12 protein-coding genes are annotated in these 15,637 nt (G+C 41.7%); 11 read left to right on the top strand and 1 reads right to left on the bottom strand.

Annotated elements, in window-relative coordinates; genetic code table 11:
- Positions 1 to 190 precede the first annotated feature (190 nt).
- Genes xerC through IGJ74_RS07145 form a run of 5 tightly spaced genes read left to right on the top strand, consistent with a single transcriptional unit; the run spans position 191 to position 4,798 of the window.
- Positions 191 to 1,129: a tyrosine recombinase XerC gene (gene xerC / locus IGJ74_RS07125; RefSeq protein ID WP_218193338.1), complete on the top strand. Its 939-nt coding sequence runs from the start codon at positions 191 to 193 to the stop codon at positions 1,127 to 1,129.
- 22 nt (positions 1,130 to 1,151) lie between these two features.
- A complete protein-coding gene (hslV, locus tag IGJ74_RS07130) occupies positions 1,152 to 1,694 on the top strand; it encodes an ATP-dependent protease subunit HslV (protein ID WP_005229630.1) in 543 nt (180 codons plus the stop codon).
- A gap of 14 nt (positions 1,695 to 1,708) precedes the next feature.
- On the top strand, positions 1,709 to 3,106 hold the full coding sequence (hslU, locus tag IGJ74_RS07135) for an ATP-dependent protease ATPase subunit HslU (protein ID WP_005236820.1): 1,398 nt from the start codon (positions 1,709 to 1,711) through the stop codon (positions 3,104 to 3,106).
- A 13-nt stretch (positions 3,107 to 3,119) separates the two neighbouring features.
- The gene (codY, locus tag IGJ74_RS07140; protein WP_005236817.1) at positions 3,120 to 3,911 is read left to right on the top strand and encodes a GTP-sensing pleiotropic transcriptional regulator CodY; all 792 of its coding nucleotides are present in this window, start codon (positions 3,120 to 3,122) and stop codon (positions 3,909 to 3,911) included.
- An 11-nt stretch (positions 3,912 to 3,922) separates the two neighbouring features.
- The gene (locus IGJ74_RS07145) at positions 3,923 to 4,798 is read left to right on the top strand and encodes an aldose 1-epimerase family protein (RefSeq protein ID WP_016621299.1); all 876 of its coding nucleotides are present in this window, start codon (positions 3,923 to 3,925) and stop codon (positions 4,796 to 4,798) included.
- Between the two features lie 52 nt (positions 4,799 to 4,850).
- On the opposite strand, the gene plsY is transcribed toward IGJ74_RS07145, so the two are convergent.
- Complete coding sequence (gene plsY / locus IGJ74_RS07150) at positions 4,851 to 5,489, bottom strand: glycerol-3-phosphate 1-O-acyltransferase PlsY (RefSeq protein WP_218193337.1); 639 nt, start codon at positions 5,487 to 5,489, stop codon at positions 4,851 to 4,853.
- A 284-nt stretch (positions 5,490 to 5,773) separates the two neighbouring features.
- On the opposite strand from plsY, the gene parE reads away from it, so the two are divergent.
- The 6 genes from parE to IGJ74_RS07180 all read left to right on the top strand — a co-directional run bounded on the left by parE (position 5,774) and on the right by IGJ74_RS07180 (position 15,556).
- On the top strand, positions 5,774 to 7,801 hold the full coding sequence (gene parE / locus IGJ74_RS07155) for a DNA topoisomerase IV subunit B (protein ID WP_034872209.1): 2,028 nt from the start codon (positions 5,774 to 5,776) through the stop codon (positions 7,799 to 7,801).
- Between the two features lie 11 nt (positions 7,802 to 7,812).
- On the top strand, positions 7,813 to 10,275 hold the full coding sequence (gene parC, locus IGJ74_RS07160) for a DNA topoisomerase IV subunit A (protein WP_005236805.1): 2,463 nt from the start codon (positions 7,813 to 7,815) through the stop codon (positions 10,273 to 10,275).
- Between the two features lie 270 nt (positions 10,276 to 10,545).
- Positions 10,546 to 12,774 carry a formate C-acetyltransferase gene (pflB, locus tag IGJ74_RS07165; RefSeq protein WP_008379680.1) on the top strand — a complete coding sequence of 743 codons (2,229 nt, stop codon included), beginning with the start codon at positions 10,546 to 10,548 and terminating at the stop codon, positions 12,772 to 12,774.
- A gap of 104 nt (positions 12,775 to 12,878) precedes the next feature.
- On the top strand, positions 12,879 to 13,634 hold the full coding sequence (pflA, locus tag IGJ74_RS07170; RefSeq protein WP_005229643.1) for a pyruvate formate-lyase-activating protein: 756 nt from the start codon (positions 12,879 to 12,881) through the stop codon (positions 13,632 to 13,634).
- Positions 13,635 to 13,728: 94 nt separating this feature from the next.
- A complete protein-coding gene (locus IGJ74_RS07175; RefSeq protein ID WP_005236800.1) occupies positions 13,729 to 14,658 on the top strand; it encodes a manganese-dependent inorganic pyrophosphatase in 930 nt (309 codons plus the stop codon).
- An 88-nt stretch (positions 14,659 to 14,746) separates the two neighbouring features.
- Positions 14,747 to 15,556: a DUF1803 domain-containing protein gene (locus IGJ74_RS07180; RefSeq protein ID WP_218193335.1), complete on the top strand. Its 810-nt coding sequence runs from the start codon at positions 14,747 to 14,749 to the stop codon at positions 15,554 to 15,556.
- The last annotated feature ends 81 nt before the right edge of the window (positions 15,557 to 15,637 follow it).

Raw genomic sequence — 15,637 nt, forward strand, 5'->3', positions numbered from 1 at the left:
ATAAGTGGAAACGTATCAGTCCCTCTTTCTTTTGATAAGAGGGACTGGTACGTTTTTCTGGCGCATTTAACGGATCTTTCTGAACAAAGATAAGAATCTTACGTAGATTCTTAGAAAGTTTTCACAATTATGTCTAAACTTTGAAATATTGATTAAATTCTGACAATTCATTTGTTTTTTTTTGTGGTCTATGCTAAAGTTATTTCGAATCATGAAAAGGGGGGTTAATTTGCAAACAGATCAGTTTCAAGAAGAGTTTTTTCGTTATCTTATTGTTGAAAGAGGGTATTCGGAAAAGACAAAAAAAGCGTATCAAGAAGATATGGGCGATTTTTTTCACTTCTTAAAAGAGTCTGGCAATGAAGACCCATTAGCAGTGGAATACCGCGATGTTCGCGTCTATTTAAGCTATTTGACGGAACGAGAGTACAGCCGTAATTCCATCAGTCGTAAAATGGCTAGTTTGCGATCTTTTTATCAGTTTCTAACCAAGCATGAGATCGTCAAAGAGAATCCTTTCGCCTACATTCATTTAAAAAAGAAAAACGCCAAATTGCCGCGTTTTTTTTATGAGAAGGAAATAGATGCTCTCTTTCAAAGTGTTGCTGGCGATGAGCCACTACAACAGCGCAATCAAGCATTGTTAGAAGTCCTTTATGGTTCAGGTTTGCGGGTCAGTGAGTGCAGCAGTCTCACACTGGGGGCAATCGATTGGGAAAGCGGCGTATTACTGATCCATGGGAAGGGGAATAAGGATCGTTATGTTCCTTTCGGTAGTTACGCACAAGCAGCAGTCAAACGCTATCTTTCCTCAGGACGCAAACAGCTGATGGAAAAGCAGAACAAGGAACACGAGATCCTTTTCGTGAATCATCTTGGTGACGGGATCACTGCAACTGGGATCGAATATGTTTTGAATCAAATCATTCGAAAAAGCAGTTTAGACAGTAAAATCCATCCTCATATGCTTCGGCATACGTTTGCAACCCATTTATTAAACAATGGCGCCGATATGCGGACCGTTCAAGAACTGTTGGGGCATGCCAATCTATCGACGACACAGATTTATGCGCATGTCACCAAAGACAGTTTACAAAAAAATTATCGCCAATTTCATCCACGCGCGTAAAATTGGTACAGGAGGAACATAAATGAAGTCAGAATTTCATTCAACCACCATCTGTGCGGTTGAAAAAGATGGAAAATTTGCCATGGCCGGTGACGGACAAGTAACGATGGGAGAACAGGTCGTTATGAAAGGAACCGCTCGGAAAGTCCGTCGAATTTACAATGGTGAAGTGATCGTTGGTTTTGCCGGCAGTGTGGCAGATGCCTTTACCTTGGAAGAAAAATTTGAAGGAAAACTAAATGAATACAACGGAAATTTGCAGCGAGCTGCAGTAGAATTGGCACAAGAATGGCGGACTCAGCAATCGATGCAAAAATTAGAGGCGATGCTGATCGTCATGAATGATAAGGAGATGCTTTTGGTCTCTGGGACAGGCGAAGTCATTTCGCCAGATGAAGGGATCTTAGCCATCGGTTCAGGTGGAAACTATGCCTTGGCAGCAGCCCGTGCGATGAAACGTTATGGCGGTGAACTATCTGCCAAAGAAATTGCTGAAGGTGCCTTGAATATTGCCGCAGACATTTGTGTCTTTACGAATCACAATATCATTGTAGAAGAGTTTTAAAGAGGGATGACGATATGACAAACCAAAACAAATCACCACGAGAAATCGTGAAAGAGTTAGATGAATACATCGTTGGACAAACCAACGCCAAAAAATCAGTGGCTGTTGCTTTGAGAAATCGCTACCGCCGGCTGCAATTAGATGAAAAGATGCAACAAGATGTCACACCAAAAAATATTTTGATGATCGGACCAACAGGGGTTGGTAAAACGGAAATTGCGCGACGCTTAGCAAAGATCGTTGATGCACCTTTCGTTAAGTTAGAAGCGACGAAATTCACGGAAGTCGGCTATGTCGGTCGAGACGTAGAATCGATGGTACGTGACCTCGTTGAGAATGCGATCCAAATCGTGAAAAAAGAACAATATAAAAACGTGCGGATCCAAGCAGAGAAAAAAGCCAACCGTCGTTTAGTAAAAGTCTTAGTTCCTGGTATTAAAAAGGAACAGAAAAAGAATACCAATCCTTATGAACAAATGATGAATATGTTCAACGCCGCACAACAACCAGAAGAGCCAAAAGAAGAATTGACGGATGAGATTCGCAGCAACCGTCAAGCCATTTTTGAGCAATTAGAAAAGGGCCTTTTAGACAACCGGGAAGTGACGATCCAAGTCGATGAGCCGAAAAATCAAGCACCGATGATGAACAATGGCTTAGAACAAATGGGGATCGATTTGAATGAAACCTTAGGAGCATTGAAACCGCAAAAGAAAATTGAACGCACAGTAACCGTAAAAGAAGCACGAGAATTGCTGATTCAAGAAGAATCTTCAAAACTGGTCAACGACGCGGATATTCACAGTGAAGCATTACGTTTAGCAGAATCTAGTGGCATCATTTTTCTAGATGAAATCGACAAAGTATCTTCGAAATCACAGCAGTCAGGAGAAGTTTCTCGTGAAGGGGTGCAAAGAGATATCTTACCGATCGTTGAAGGATCGCAAGTCAATACGAAATATGGCACGTTACAAACAGATCATATTCTCTTTATCGCCTCAGGCGCGTTCCATCTATCAAAACCAAGCGATCTGATCCCTGAGTTGCAAGGGCGTTTCCCGATTCGCGTGGAACTAGATGACTTGACAAAAGAAGACTTTGTTAAAATTTTAACGGAGCCAAACAATGCTTTAGTCAAACAATACATCGCCTTGTTAGGAACCGAGAATGTCAAAGTGGTCTTTACGATGGAAGCCATCGAAAAAATTGCCGAAATCGCGTATCAAGTCAATCGCGATACCGACAATATCGGTGCTCGTCGTTTGCATACGATTCTAGAGAAACTACTTGAAGACTTATTGTTTGAAGCATCTGAGATGCAAATGGGTGAAATTACCATCACAGAAGCGTATGTGGAAGAAAAACTTGCGTCCATCGCAAAAGATGAAGACTTAAGCCGGTATATTTTATAAAGGGAGCGGACCAATGAAAACATTATTAGAAAAGACAAGACAAATCAACGAATTATTGCAGCAAAAAAACACCTTTAATTTAGCTTCTGATTTGCCTTACGACAAGATGGCTGTCATTTTAGGAAACATCCTAGACAGCAATGCGTATATTATTAGCATTGACGGTAGCGTGTTAGGTTTTGTTGAGAACCATGATGTCAATAATGAACGCATCAAAAAAATGTTTGTTGAAAAACAGTTTCCTAAAAATTATACAGATTTAGTCGATCACCTGACTTCCACAGAAGCTAATGTGCCAATCAGTGATGATATGACCGCTTTTCCTGTAGAAGGCCGTGAGTTGTATCCCAACGGACTAACGACCATCGTACCGATTTACGGTGCAGGGGAACGTTTAGGTACGATCATTCTTTCCAGAATCGATAAGTCCTTTGATGACGACGATTTGGTATTAGCGGAATACAGTGCGACAGTTGTTGGTATGCAATTCTTGTACCAAAAATCCCGCAGTATCGAAGAAGATGTTCGCAGTACCACAGCTGTTCAAATGGCAATCAACACCCTTTCTTATAGTGAGTTGAAAGCTGTTCAAGCGATCTTTGAGGCATTAGAAGGCGACGAAGGTCGTCTGACCGCGTCAAGTATCGCTGATCGCATTGGAATTACACGGTCGGTGATCGTAAATGCTTTGCGTAAACTAGAGTCTGCCGGCATTATAGAATCCCGCTCTTTGGGGATGAAAGGCACCTATTTAAAAGTGCTTAACAGCCGCTTTAAAGAGGAATTGACGAAACATCAATATTAGGAGATGAGACCATGACAGTTACCATCACGGCGGGTCATCTGCAAGCAAAAATTGCAGAAAAAGGGGCTGAGCTACAAAGCTTAGTTGATACAAGCAATGACCTTGAATATATTTGGCAAGCTGATCCAAACCACTGGGGAAAGCATGCGCCAATCTTATTTCCGATTGTTGGCGCCTTAAAAGAGGACACCTATCAGCATGAGGGCAAAAGTTATCATTTGCCCCGTCATGGGTTTGCCAGAGACATGTTGTTTACTGTCGTTGAAAAACGTACAGACTATGCCTTGTTTCTATTAGAAAGTTCAACTGAAACCAAAGCGAAGTATCCGTTTGATTTTCAGCTGTATGTCAGTTACGAATTAGGCGGTGATGGCTTAGTCGTCAAATATCAAGTAAAGAATAGCGGTCAAAAAGAACTATTCTTCTCCATTGGAGGACACCCTGCATTCAACGTCCCACTTGAAAAAGGGCTGACATTTGAAGACTACTACCTTTCTTTTTCTCCAAAGAAATCACGAGTGAAATTGCCATTAAAAGGCAATTATATTGATTATGAACAACGCACACTCGGTCAAACGAATACGGATTTGCGCTTGACCCACGATATGTTTGCAAATGATGCGCTGGTTTATGAAACGAAAGGATTGCATTCCTACTCGATTCGCAGTGAGAAATCGCCTCATAGTGTTACGTTAAGCTACAATAATATGCCGTATGTCGGTTTTTGGTCCACGTATCCCGTAAAATCGCCGTTTCTATGTATAGAACCATGGTGCGGTATCGCAGATACACTGGAAGCTTCCGGTGAGCTTTCAGAAAAATTGGGTATTCAAGCACTTTCGCCTGAGGAGTTATTTGAAACAAAGTACTCGATCACAGTCAAATAAAAGCAGGCAAAAAGAAGCTGAGAAAAGTCATTGCACTTTTCTCAGCTTCTGCTTATTTGTTCGCTTGACGCTTATTCAGACCAAACGGTACCCGACTTTCAGTCCCGTCTTTAATACGTGAAATATTTTCGCGATGGCGAATAAAGATAAAAATCGTTACGCCGATCGCGATGAAGGTCAGCAACCAGTTTTGCTCAGGCAATATCGTAGGGGCGATAAAAGGCAAAACGACCGTCGATAAGGTGATCAAACACGCCGCGATCATACTGGTCAGGCTTACCATACTTGTCACATAAAGACAGATAACAAAAATCAATGAAGAATAAATGAAAAAGAGCGGATTGTATCCTAAGAGCATCCCAGCACTTGTCGCCACCGCTTTGCCGCCTTTAAACTTGGCAAAGATCGGAAAGGTATGACCTAAGATCGCGCAGACCCCAAACCAGAGCGGATTGACGGTATGGAGACCAAAGAGGACAGGCAAACTGGTTGCCAAAGTTCCTTTTAAGATATCCATCAATAAAACAACGATCCCGGCTTTCTTTCCTAAAACGCGAAATGTATTGGTCGTTCCCGTATTGCCGCTGCCGAATTGGCGAATATCTTTTTTGAAAAACAATTGGCCAATCCAAACACCCGAGGGGATCGAACCTAAAAGGTAAGCAACAATAAATAAAAGAATCGTATTCATAATAACCAACTTTCTTTGCAAGGCTAGGGCAATTTTAGCATGAAAACGCCTTTCCAACAATAAGAAAATCTTTCGCTAGTCAGGGAAAGAAGAAAAACAGCTTTCCTCGGAGCTGTGAAACACAAACAAGCCATTTTGTGACTCTAGCTTGTGCAAACAAAGGAAAAAGGATAAGATAGTTTAGAAAAATGTTCGCTTGAAAAAAGCGTATTTTGTGTTAAGATTTTTTTTGCAGTCCTTTCAGCAGTAAAAAAGGACTGATCAAGATTAAAGGAGCGGTGGGTTTGGCAAAGAAAACCACAGAATATAATGATGCTTCCATTCAGGTCTTAGAGGGCCTAGAAGCAGTAAGAAAACGGCCAGGAATGTATATCGGCTCGACCGATAGCCGCGGCTTACATCACTTAGTGTATGAAATCGTCGATAATGCGGTTGATGAGGCACTCTCAGGATACGGCAATGAAATCGATGTTACGATCCACAAAGACAATAGTATCAGTGTTCGAGACAATGGGCGAGGAATGCCGGTCGGGACACATGCATCGGGAATCCCTACTGTTGAAGTGATCTTCACAGTGCTACATGCCGGCGGGAAGTTTGGCCAAGGAGGCTACAAAACTTCTGGCGGCCTTCATGGGGTTGGTGCCAGTGTTGTAAATGCTCTATCCAGCTGGCTGGAAGTAGTCATCGTTCGTGATGGCATCGAATACAAACAGAGCTTCAAAGACGGTGGGAAACCAGCGGGTACTTTGAAAAAAATCGGCAAAACTCGTAAACCAACTGGAACCACAGTCACCTTTAAACCTGACGACACGATCTTTTCAACAACCAAATTCTCCTATGAAATTCTCGCAGAACGTTTAAGAGAATCGGCTTTCTTGCTAAAAGGGGTCAAAATCTCCCTGACGGATGAACGTGGGGAAGAACCAATTCATGAAGTTTTTTTATATGAAGAAGGCATCAAAGAATTCGTTGATTATTTAAATGAAGAAAAAGATACCTTGACCCAGGTGGTGTATTTTTCCGGTACCAAAGAAGCAATCGAGGTAGAACTTGCCTTTCAATACAATGATGGCTATTCGGAAAATGTCTTGTCCTTTGTCAACAATGTACGTACCAAAGATGGTGGTACCCATGAAGTGGGGATGAAAACGTCAATGACGAAAGCTTTCAATGAATATGCCCGCAAGGTCAATTTGTTGAAGGAAAAAGATAAGAACCTTGAAGGTAGTGATTTTCGTGAAGGCTTAGCGGCCGTGTTGTCGATCCGTGTTCCAGAAAATCTTTTGCAATTTGAAGGGCAGACCAAAGGGAAATTAGGAACACCCTTAGCAAGAAATGCTGTAGACAATGTGATTGGCGAGCAACTAGGCTATTACCTGCAAGAAAACAGTGAAATGAGTCAAATGCTGGTTCGTAAAGCGATCAAAGCAAGAGAGGCCCGTGAAGCTGCCAGAAAGGCGAGAGAAGAAAGCCGCACAGGAAAGAAACGCAAAAAAGGTGAGTCACTGCTTTCTGGAAAATTAACGCCTGCTCAGTCTCGTAATCCTAAGAAAAATGAATTGTATTTGGTGGAGGGGGACTCAGCCGGCGGGTCAGCGAAGCAAGGCCGTGACCGCAAGTTCCAAGCGATTTTACCGTTACGAGGCAAAGTTATCAATACAGAAAAAGCCAAGATGCAGGATATTTTGAAAAATGAAGAGATCAATACCATGATCTATACTATCGGTGCCGGTGTTGGCCCAGAGTTTTCGATTGAAGACTGCAATTATGACAAAGTCATTATCATGACCGATGCGGATACCGATGGGGCGCACATCCAAGTGCTGCTTTTAACGTTTTTCTACCGGTATATGAAACCTTTGATCGAAGCGGGAAAAGTATACATTGCTTTGCCACCTTTGTATAAAGTGTCTAAAGGGTTAGGGAAAAAGGCAGTAGTCGAATATGCTTGGACGGATGATGAACTAAGCAAACTGACCCAAAAAATCGGTAAAGGCTATATGCTTCAGCGCTACAAAGGGTTGGGGGAAATGAATGCCGATCAATTGTGGGAAACGACGATGGACCCAGAAACGCGGACGCTGATTCGGGTAAGAATCGATGATGCGGCTCAAGCAGAACGTCGCGTCACCACTTTGATGGGGGACAAGGTAGAACCTCGTCGGAAGTGGATCGAAAGCCATGTTCAATTCAGTTTAGAAGAAGATGGCAGTATTTTGGATAAAAAAGAAGATACGGTACCGGAATTAGTTGATGAAAAGTTAATGGATACCGAACAAGCAGAAAGCAAACATTTAGTTAAGGAATAGGAGGTGGTCTCTTGGAACACAGAAGCAATATACAAGAATTGACATTGGAAGAAGTGATGGGAGATCGCTTCGGTCGATATTCCAAATACATTATTCAAGAACGGGCATTGCCAGATATTCGTGATGGGTTAAAACCGGTTCAGCGGCGCATCTTGTTCGCCATGAACCAAGACGGCAATACGTATGACAAAGGCTTCCGCAAATCAGCGAAATCAGTCGGGAATATCATGGGGAACTTTCATCCCCATGGTGACTCGAGTATTTATGAAGCAATGGTCCGCATGAGCCAAGACTGGAAATTGCGTCAGATTTTGATTGAAATGCACGGAAACAACGGGAGTATGGATGGTGATCCGCCAGCTGCCATGCGTTATACCGAAGCACGACTTTCAGAATTAAGTGGTGAGCTGTTAAAAGATATAGAAAAAAACACCGTCGAATTGGTGTGGAATTTTGATGATACCGAAAAAGAACCAACGGTCTTACCAGCAAAATACCCAAATCTGTTAGTCAATGGCTCAACTGGGATCTCAGCTGGGTATGCAACGGAAATTCCCACCCATAATTTAGGGGAAATCATTGATGGAACGGTCTATTTGATCGACCATCCGCAAGCTTCTTTGGATCAGCTGATGAAGTATATTCCCGGCCCTGATTTTCCAACAGGAGGGATTTTACAAGGGAAAGAAGAAATCAAAAAAGCCTATGAAACAGGCAAAGGCAAAGTGATCCTGCGTTCGAAAACCAAGATCGAAGACATCAAAGGTGGCAAGCAGCAAATCGTTATCAATGAGATTCCCTATGAGGTCAATAAAGCCAATCTAGTCAAAAAAATGGATGAGATTCGTTTGAATAAACGGATCGACGGGATTGCTGAAGTGCGTGATGAAACTGACCGTACTGGTTTGCAGATCGTTGTCGAGCTGAAAAAAGAAGCAAATGCACAAGGAATTTTAAATTATTTATTTAAAAATACCGAATTGCAGATCAACTACAACTTCAACATGGTGGCTATCGACAATATGCGCCCCCAACAAGTCGGTTTGAAACGGATTTTAGAAAGCTACATCAAGCATCGGCGTGAAGTGATCGAAAAACGCAGTCGTTTTGAACTGCAAAAAGCCCAAAAGAGACAGCATATCGTCGATGGGTTAATCAAAGCTTTATCGATTCTTGATGAAGTGATCGCCACCATTCGCGGCAGTAAAGACAAAAAAGATGCCAAAAACAATCTGGTTGTTCAGCACGGTTTTACGGAAGAGCAAGCAGAAGCCATTGTGAACTTACAGTTGTACCGCTTGACCAATACGGATATCACACAATTGCAAGCAGAGGCGAAAGAACTTGCTGAAACGATCGCTGAATTGACAACGATTTTAAATGAGGAAAGTGAATTACTGAAAGTGATCAAAAAGGAATTGCGGGAGATCAAGAAAAAATATTCGACACCGCGATTGACTGAGATCGAAGCCGAAATTCAAGAAATCAAGATCGAAACACAAGTTTTAGTCGCGCAAGAAGAAGTCGTCGTGACAGTCACAAGAGACGGTTATGTCAAACGCAGCAGTTTGCGTTCTTACGGTGCCTCAAAACCAGAAGAGATCGGCATGAAAGAAGGCGACTCTTTACTTTACAGCAACCAAATGAATACGTTGGATCATCTGTTATTGGTAACCAATAAAGGAAACACGATCTATCGTCCGGTTCATGAATTGCCTGATTTAAAATGGAAAGATCTAGGCGAACATATTTCGCAAACGGTTATGACACTGGCGCAAGATGAAATGATCATTGGGGTCTTTGCCTACAAAGAGATCGATCCGTTGAAAAACTTTGTGCTGATCAGTAAAAACGGCATGATTAAACAAACACGAATGACGGAATTTGAACCTTGGCGCACCTATAAGACACGGCCAATGACGATCATGAAGCTGAAAGATGAATCAGATGAATTAGTCAATGTCTTTTTGACTGATCAAACAGAAGAAATGGATGTCTTTTTAGTCAGTCATCTTGCCTTTGGCTTACGGTATTCGCTTAATGAAGTGCCCGTTGTGGGACCAAAAGCAGCTGGGGTCAAAGCGATGAACCTTAAAGCGGATGATTATCTTATCAATGGGTTGTTAGTTTATTCAGAAGGGGATACACCGATCGTTCTGATTACCCAACGTGGCGCAGCAAAACGCATGCTAGCCCAAGAGATCACCCAATTAGGACGGGCGAAGCGTGGATTGATGGTCTTACGGGAATTGAAGAAAAACCCTCATCGCGTAGTCTATATGGGGAATGGTGAGAACCAGCAGCTACTGGTAACCAACCAAAAAGGACAAGCCTTTGAAGTCATCACGAATCAAATCCCGATCAATGATCGGACCTCCAACGGCTCATTTATCATGGATGAGAAAACAGGGGGGCAAATCTACGAAGTGAAAACACAAATCAGTCCTGCAATCGCAGAGGATTCTGTACTATAAATTATAACAAAGCAACCATTCTGTACCAGTACAGAATGGTTGCTTTTTTGCCTCTTAATTAATCTTTCACATTAATAAAAAACGCACTTTAATAAAAGATTCACATTTGATAAATGCTTATAAATCAACGTTTTTAATAATAAAAATCTTAAAAAAAACTAAATTGTTCAAAATAATTCTTGAAAACACTTGCAATCATTAGGGTGTGTGTTATACTGTTCACGTAAAGCTGTTACATTAGTGAACAGAAAATTTAAGGAGGTCCATCAGATGGAACAATGGAATGGATTTAAAGGAAAAACTTGGAAAGAAGAAGTAAACGTACGCGACTTCATCCAAGAAAACTACACACCTTATGACGGAACAGATGAATTCCTAGCAGATGCTACTGAAGCAACGACGAAGCTATGGGATCAAGTCATGGAACTGAACAAGCAAGAGCGTGAAGCTGGCGGCGTATTGGATATGGATACAAAAGTCGTTTCAACGATTACTTCTCATGGACCTGGCTACTTAGACAAAAACTTAGAAACAGTTGTTGGTTTCCAAACGGAAAAACCATTTAAACGCAGCTTGCAACCATTTGGCGGCATCCGCATGTCAGAACAAGCAGCAGAATCTTACGGCTATGAAATCGATGCGGAAGTTTCTCACATTTTCCGCGACTACCGTAAAACACATAACCAAGGGGTATTTGATGCCTATACACCTGAAATCAGAGCAGCTCGTCGTTCTGGTGTAATCACAGGTCTTCCTGATGCATACGGCCGTGGCCGGATCATTGGTGACTACCGTCGTGTTGCATTATACGGAGTGGATTTCTTGATCAAAGAAAAACAACAAGACCTATTGTATTGCGGAAACGGAACCATGTCTGAAGACATTATCCGCCAACGTGAAGAATTAAGTGAACAAATTCGCGCTTTAAGCGAATTGAAAGAATTAGGAAACATTTACGGATTTGATATTTCTAAACCAGCTCAAACGGCGAAAGAAGCATTCCAATGGTTATATCTTGGTTACTTAGCAGCCATCAAAGAGCAAAATGGTGCGGCAATGTCATTGGGACGTACGTCAACTTTCCTTGATATTTATGTTGAACGCGATTTGAAAAATGGCGTGATCACTGAAGAAGAAGCACAAGAAATCGTTGACCATTTTGTCATGAAACTACGTCTTGTGAAATTTGCTCGGACGCCTGATTACAACGCATTGTTCTCTGGAGACCCAACTTGGGTAACTGAGTCAATCGCTGGTATGGGTGAAGATGGACGCCACATGGTAACAAAAAACAGCTTCCGTTTCTTACACACGCTAGCAAACTTAGGTCCAGCACCAGAACCAAACTTGACTGTTTTATGGTCAACACGTTTGCCTCATAACTTCAAAACATTCTGTGCGAAAATGTCGATCCAAACATCAGCGATTCAATATGAAAACGATGATGTGATGCGTGGACATTGGGGCGATGATTACGGAATCGCTTGTTGTGTATCCGCAATGCGCATCGGGAAACAAATGCAATTCTTTGGTGCTCGTGCCAACTTAGCGAAAACATTGTTGTATGCAATCAACGGTGGGGTCGATGAAAAATCAAAAGCACAAGTTGGACCAAAATTCCAACCAATTACTTCTGAATACTTGGATTACAACGAAGTAATGGAAAAATATGACACAATGATGGACTGGATTTGTGATCTGTATGTGAACACATTGAACATCATTCATTACATGCATGACAAATATTCATATGAACGCATTGAAATGGCGCTCCAAGATACAGATATTCTACGTACGATGGCTACTGGTATCGCTGGTTTCTCTGTTGCAGTTGATTCATTATCAGCGATTAAATATGCCAAAGTTCGTACGATTCGTGATGAAAACGGCATTGTTGAAGATTACGAAATCGAAGGCGATTATCCTAAATACGGAAACAATGATGACCGTGTAGATGATATCGCAGTCAACTTGTTGAAAGCTTTCATGAAGAAAGTAAAACGCACAAAAACATATCGTGATGCAAAACATACAACTTCGATCCTTACAATCACTTCTAATGTGGTTTATGGGAAGAAAACAGGGAACACGCCTGATGGACGTCGTGCAGGTGCACCATTTGCTCCAGGTGCAAACCCAATGCATGGCCGCGATACGCATGGTGCATTAGCAAGTCTTTCGTCAGTTGCGAAATTACCATATGATTACTCATTAGATGGTATTTCAAACACCTTCTCAATCGTACCTAAAGCATTAGGTCGTGACGATGAGACACAACAAGAAAACCTAGCAACAATGCTAGATGGCTATGCAGCAAAAGGTGGTCACCACTTAAATATCAACGTATTTAACCGTGATACATTACTTGATGCGCAAGCTCACCCAGAAAAATACCCACAATTAACGATTCGGGTTTCTGGTTATGCGGTTAATTTCATTAAATTAACCAAAGAACAACAAGATGATGTCATTGCTCGTACAATGCACGAAGCAATGTAATAAGCAACAACTTCAGGCGGCGGACGGGAAAATCCGCCGCCTCTTGTTTTGAGAGTATCAGACGGAGCATGGTTATCCGTCGTTTCGAAGAAAGGAAGAGCATTATGGCAGTAACAGGACAAGTACATTCAACAGAAAGTTTTGGATCAGTAGATGGACCAGGTATCCGTTTTATTGTATTCATGCAAGGATGCCGCATGCGTTGCCAGTTTTGTCATAATCCAGATACTTGGAAGATTGGCACGGGTGTCGAACGAACGACCGATGACGTCTTAGAAGAGGCGTTGAAATATCGCGAATTCTGGGGACAAAAAGGTGGGATCACCGTTAGTGGCGGGGAACCGTTACTTCAAATGGACTTTCTGATCGATCTGTTTCGTAAAGCCAAAGCAGAAGGGGTCAGCACAACATTGGATACTTGCGGAAAACCATTTACACGAGAAGAGCCTTTTTTCAGTAAGTTTCAAGAGTTGATGACTGTGACCGATTTGCTGTTGTTTGATATCAAACATATCGATAACAAAGCCCATAAAGAGCTAACCACGCAATCCAATGATAATATTTTGGATATGGCGAATTATCTTTCAGAGATCAATCAACCTGTCTGGATTCGTCACGTCCTGGTTCCTTTTAGAAGCGATTATGATGACTTCTTGATCCGTTTGGATGAATTTATCAAGACGTTGAAGAATGTCGATAAAGTTGAGATCTTACCTTATCACACGATGGGGAAATACAAGTGGGATGAGCTAGGCTTGAAATATCCCCTTGAAGGGATCGAACCACCAACCGAAGATCGGGTGAAAAATGCCAAACGTTTGCTCCATGTAGATGACTATAAAGGCTACTTAACCCGTTGATCAAAACAGGAAAGAAGAGATTGCTATTGCTTCTTTCCTGTTTTTTTACTATGATTAGAAAGTGAATATCAATTGAAATAGGAGCGATGAAGAAATGTCGAAAATATTAGTATTTGGTCATCAAAATCCTGATACCGATGCCATTGGTGCAGCGATTGCCTTTGCGAACTTACAAAATCAACTTGGGAAAGACTGTGAAGCAGTAGCGCTAGGTACACCAAATGAAGAAACACAATTTGCACTAGACACCTTTAGCCTGGCTGCTCCTCGTGTGATCGATTCAGTGGCAAAGGAAACCCAAGAAGTAATGTTAGTGGATCATAACGAATTTCAACAAAGTGCAGCAGATATTGCGGATGTTACTGTATTAGCAGTGGTTGATCATCACCGTATTGCTAACTTTGAGACAGCCAATCCGTTGTATTATCGTGCAGAACCTGTTGGTTGTACCAGTACGATCGTATTGAAGTTATACAAAGAAAATCAAGTGGAAATTCCAAAAGCGATCGCAGGAATCATGCTTTCAGCGATCATCTCCGATACATTGTTGTTCAAATCGCCAACATGTACCGATGAAGATGTAGCGGCAGCAAAAGAATTAGCGGTTTTAGCAGGTGTTGAACTGGAAGCATACGGATTGGATATGTTGAAAGCCGGCACAAATCTTGGGACGAAATCAGCCGCAGAATTGCTGGATCTTGATGCAAAAAGCTTCCCAATGGGCGGGAAAAACATCCGTATCGGACAAGTCAATACAGTCGACCTAAAAGAGGTCTTTGACCGTCAAGCAGAATTGGAAGCTGCCATGAAAGAATCAATGTCAGCAAATGGCTATGATTTGTTCTTGCTTGTTGCTACTGATATCTTAGACAGTAATTCTGAGCTATTAGTTGTTGGTGAACCAATTGCCCCAGTAGAAGCAGCGTTTGAAACGACATTAACGAACCATCGTGCCTTTTTACCTGGCGTTGTTTCTCGTAAAAAACAAATCGTTCCTCAATTAACAGCGGTTTTCGAAGGATAATTAGGATAAATGTCAGAGTGCTGGTGAGATCTGTTTTGGTAGATCAAGCCAGCATTTTTCATGATTTTTTTAATAAGGAGTACACACAGTGAAATTTTTTTATAGTCCCCATTATCGTTCGTTGCAACCGATAGTGGCATCTTCTGAATTCCATGATTTGGTTCATGTGCTTTTAAGCTGTCAAGAACCGCCGACACTACGAGAGCTAAAAGCGAAGTTTCCAGAGGTGTCATTTGATAAAACCCTTGACCGTCTGATCGCATCAGCTTTGATCATCCGCCAAAATCGACGCTATTTTTTAGGTTTTCCTGTTTATACTGAAGAAGATCAAAAGCAGCTGAAAGAAAGTGACGGTTTTTATCAAGATGCCCTTGATTGGTCAACACAAGAAATCGCTGGTTTTCTCAAAAACTTTGCGACATTAAGTAATGAAAATAAATACTTCTATGGTTGTTTGCTGGAGGTGGAGCAGGGGATTGTTTATTCCTTGGCCCATGAAAGTTTTCAGATGATCTCATACGCAGAAGCGCCATGGCCACCAACGCTGCCGGCTTTTTTTGAAGCAAATCGCCAGCTGCAAAATCTATCGGTTTATGACGAACTAATGGATTTGATCGGCGATGTCGATCCGGTCTATTACTTAGATCAAGTAAGTGTCATCTTTGAACGTATCCGTAAAAACAAAAAAGTGCGTCCGAGTATTTTTCTAGAATCGCTTCAACAGTTGAAAATCGTTAGTTCCGAGCTAGATTTCTTGCTGGAAGAAATAAATTGTGATAATCTAAAAAACGGCCGTTATCCATCTGCTGAAAAGGATATTTTCTTGCAACGATCAGTGCTCGCTCACTTAGTGAAAAAAGCAGGTTCATACAACACGTTTTTTTTCAATGATAATTGAGATTTCTAATAATTATGTTATTTGTTTTAAATTTTCTGAATATTACAAAGCTGTTAGATGTTATTCTAATAGCTTTTTTTC

The sequence above is a fragment of the Enterococcus sp. AZ009 genome, from assembly GCF_050548785.1.
GTDB classification, from domain to species: Bacteria; Bacillota; Bacilli; order Lactobacillales; family Enterococcaceae; genus Enterococcus_D; species Enterococcus_D entomosocium.

Coding starts and splice junctions, on each gene's coding strand:
- xerC (WP_218193338.1), top strand. CDS start 191: ATGCTAAAGTTATTTCGAATCATGAAAAGGGGGGTTAATTTGCAAACA.
- hslV (WP_005229630.1), top strand. CDS start 1,152: ATGAAGTCAGAATTTCATTCAACCACCATCTGTGCGGTTGAAAAAGAT.
- hslU (WP_005236820.1), top strand. CDS start 1,709: ATGACAAACCAAAACAAATCACCACGAGAAATCGTGAAAGAGTTAGAT.
- codY (WP_005236817.1), top strand. CDS start 3,120: ATGAAAACATTATTAGAAAAGACAAGACAAATCAACGAATTATTGCAG.
- IGJ74_RS07145 (WP_016621299.1), top strand. CDS start 3,923: ATGACAGTTACCATCACGGCGGGTCATCTGCAAGCAAAAATTGCAGAA.
- plsY (WP_218193337.1), bottom strand. CDS start 5,489: ATGAATACGATTCTTTTATTTATTGTTGCTTACCTTTTAGGTTCGATC.
- pflB (WP_008379680.1), top strand. CDS start 10,546: ATGGAACAATGGAATGGATTTAAAGGAAAAACTTGGAAAGAAGAAGTA.
- pflA (WP_005229643.1), top strand. CDS start 12,879: ATGGCAGTAACAGGACAAGTACATTCAACAGAAAGTTTTGGATCAGTA.
- IGJ74_RS07175 (WP_005236800.1), top strand. CDS start 13,729: ATGTCGAAAATATTAGTATTTGGTCATCAAAATCCTGATACCGATGCC.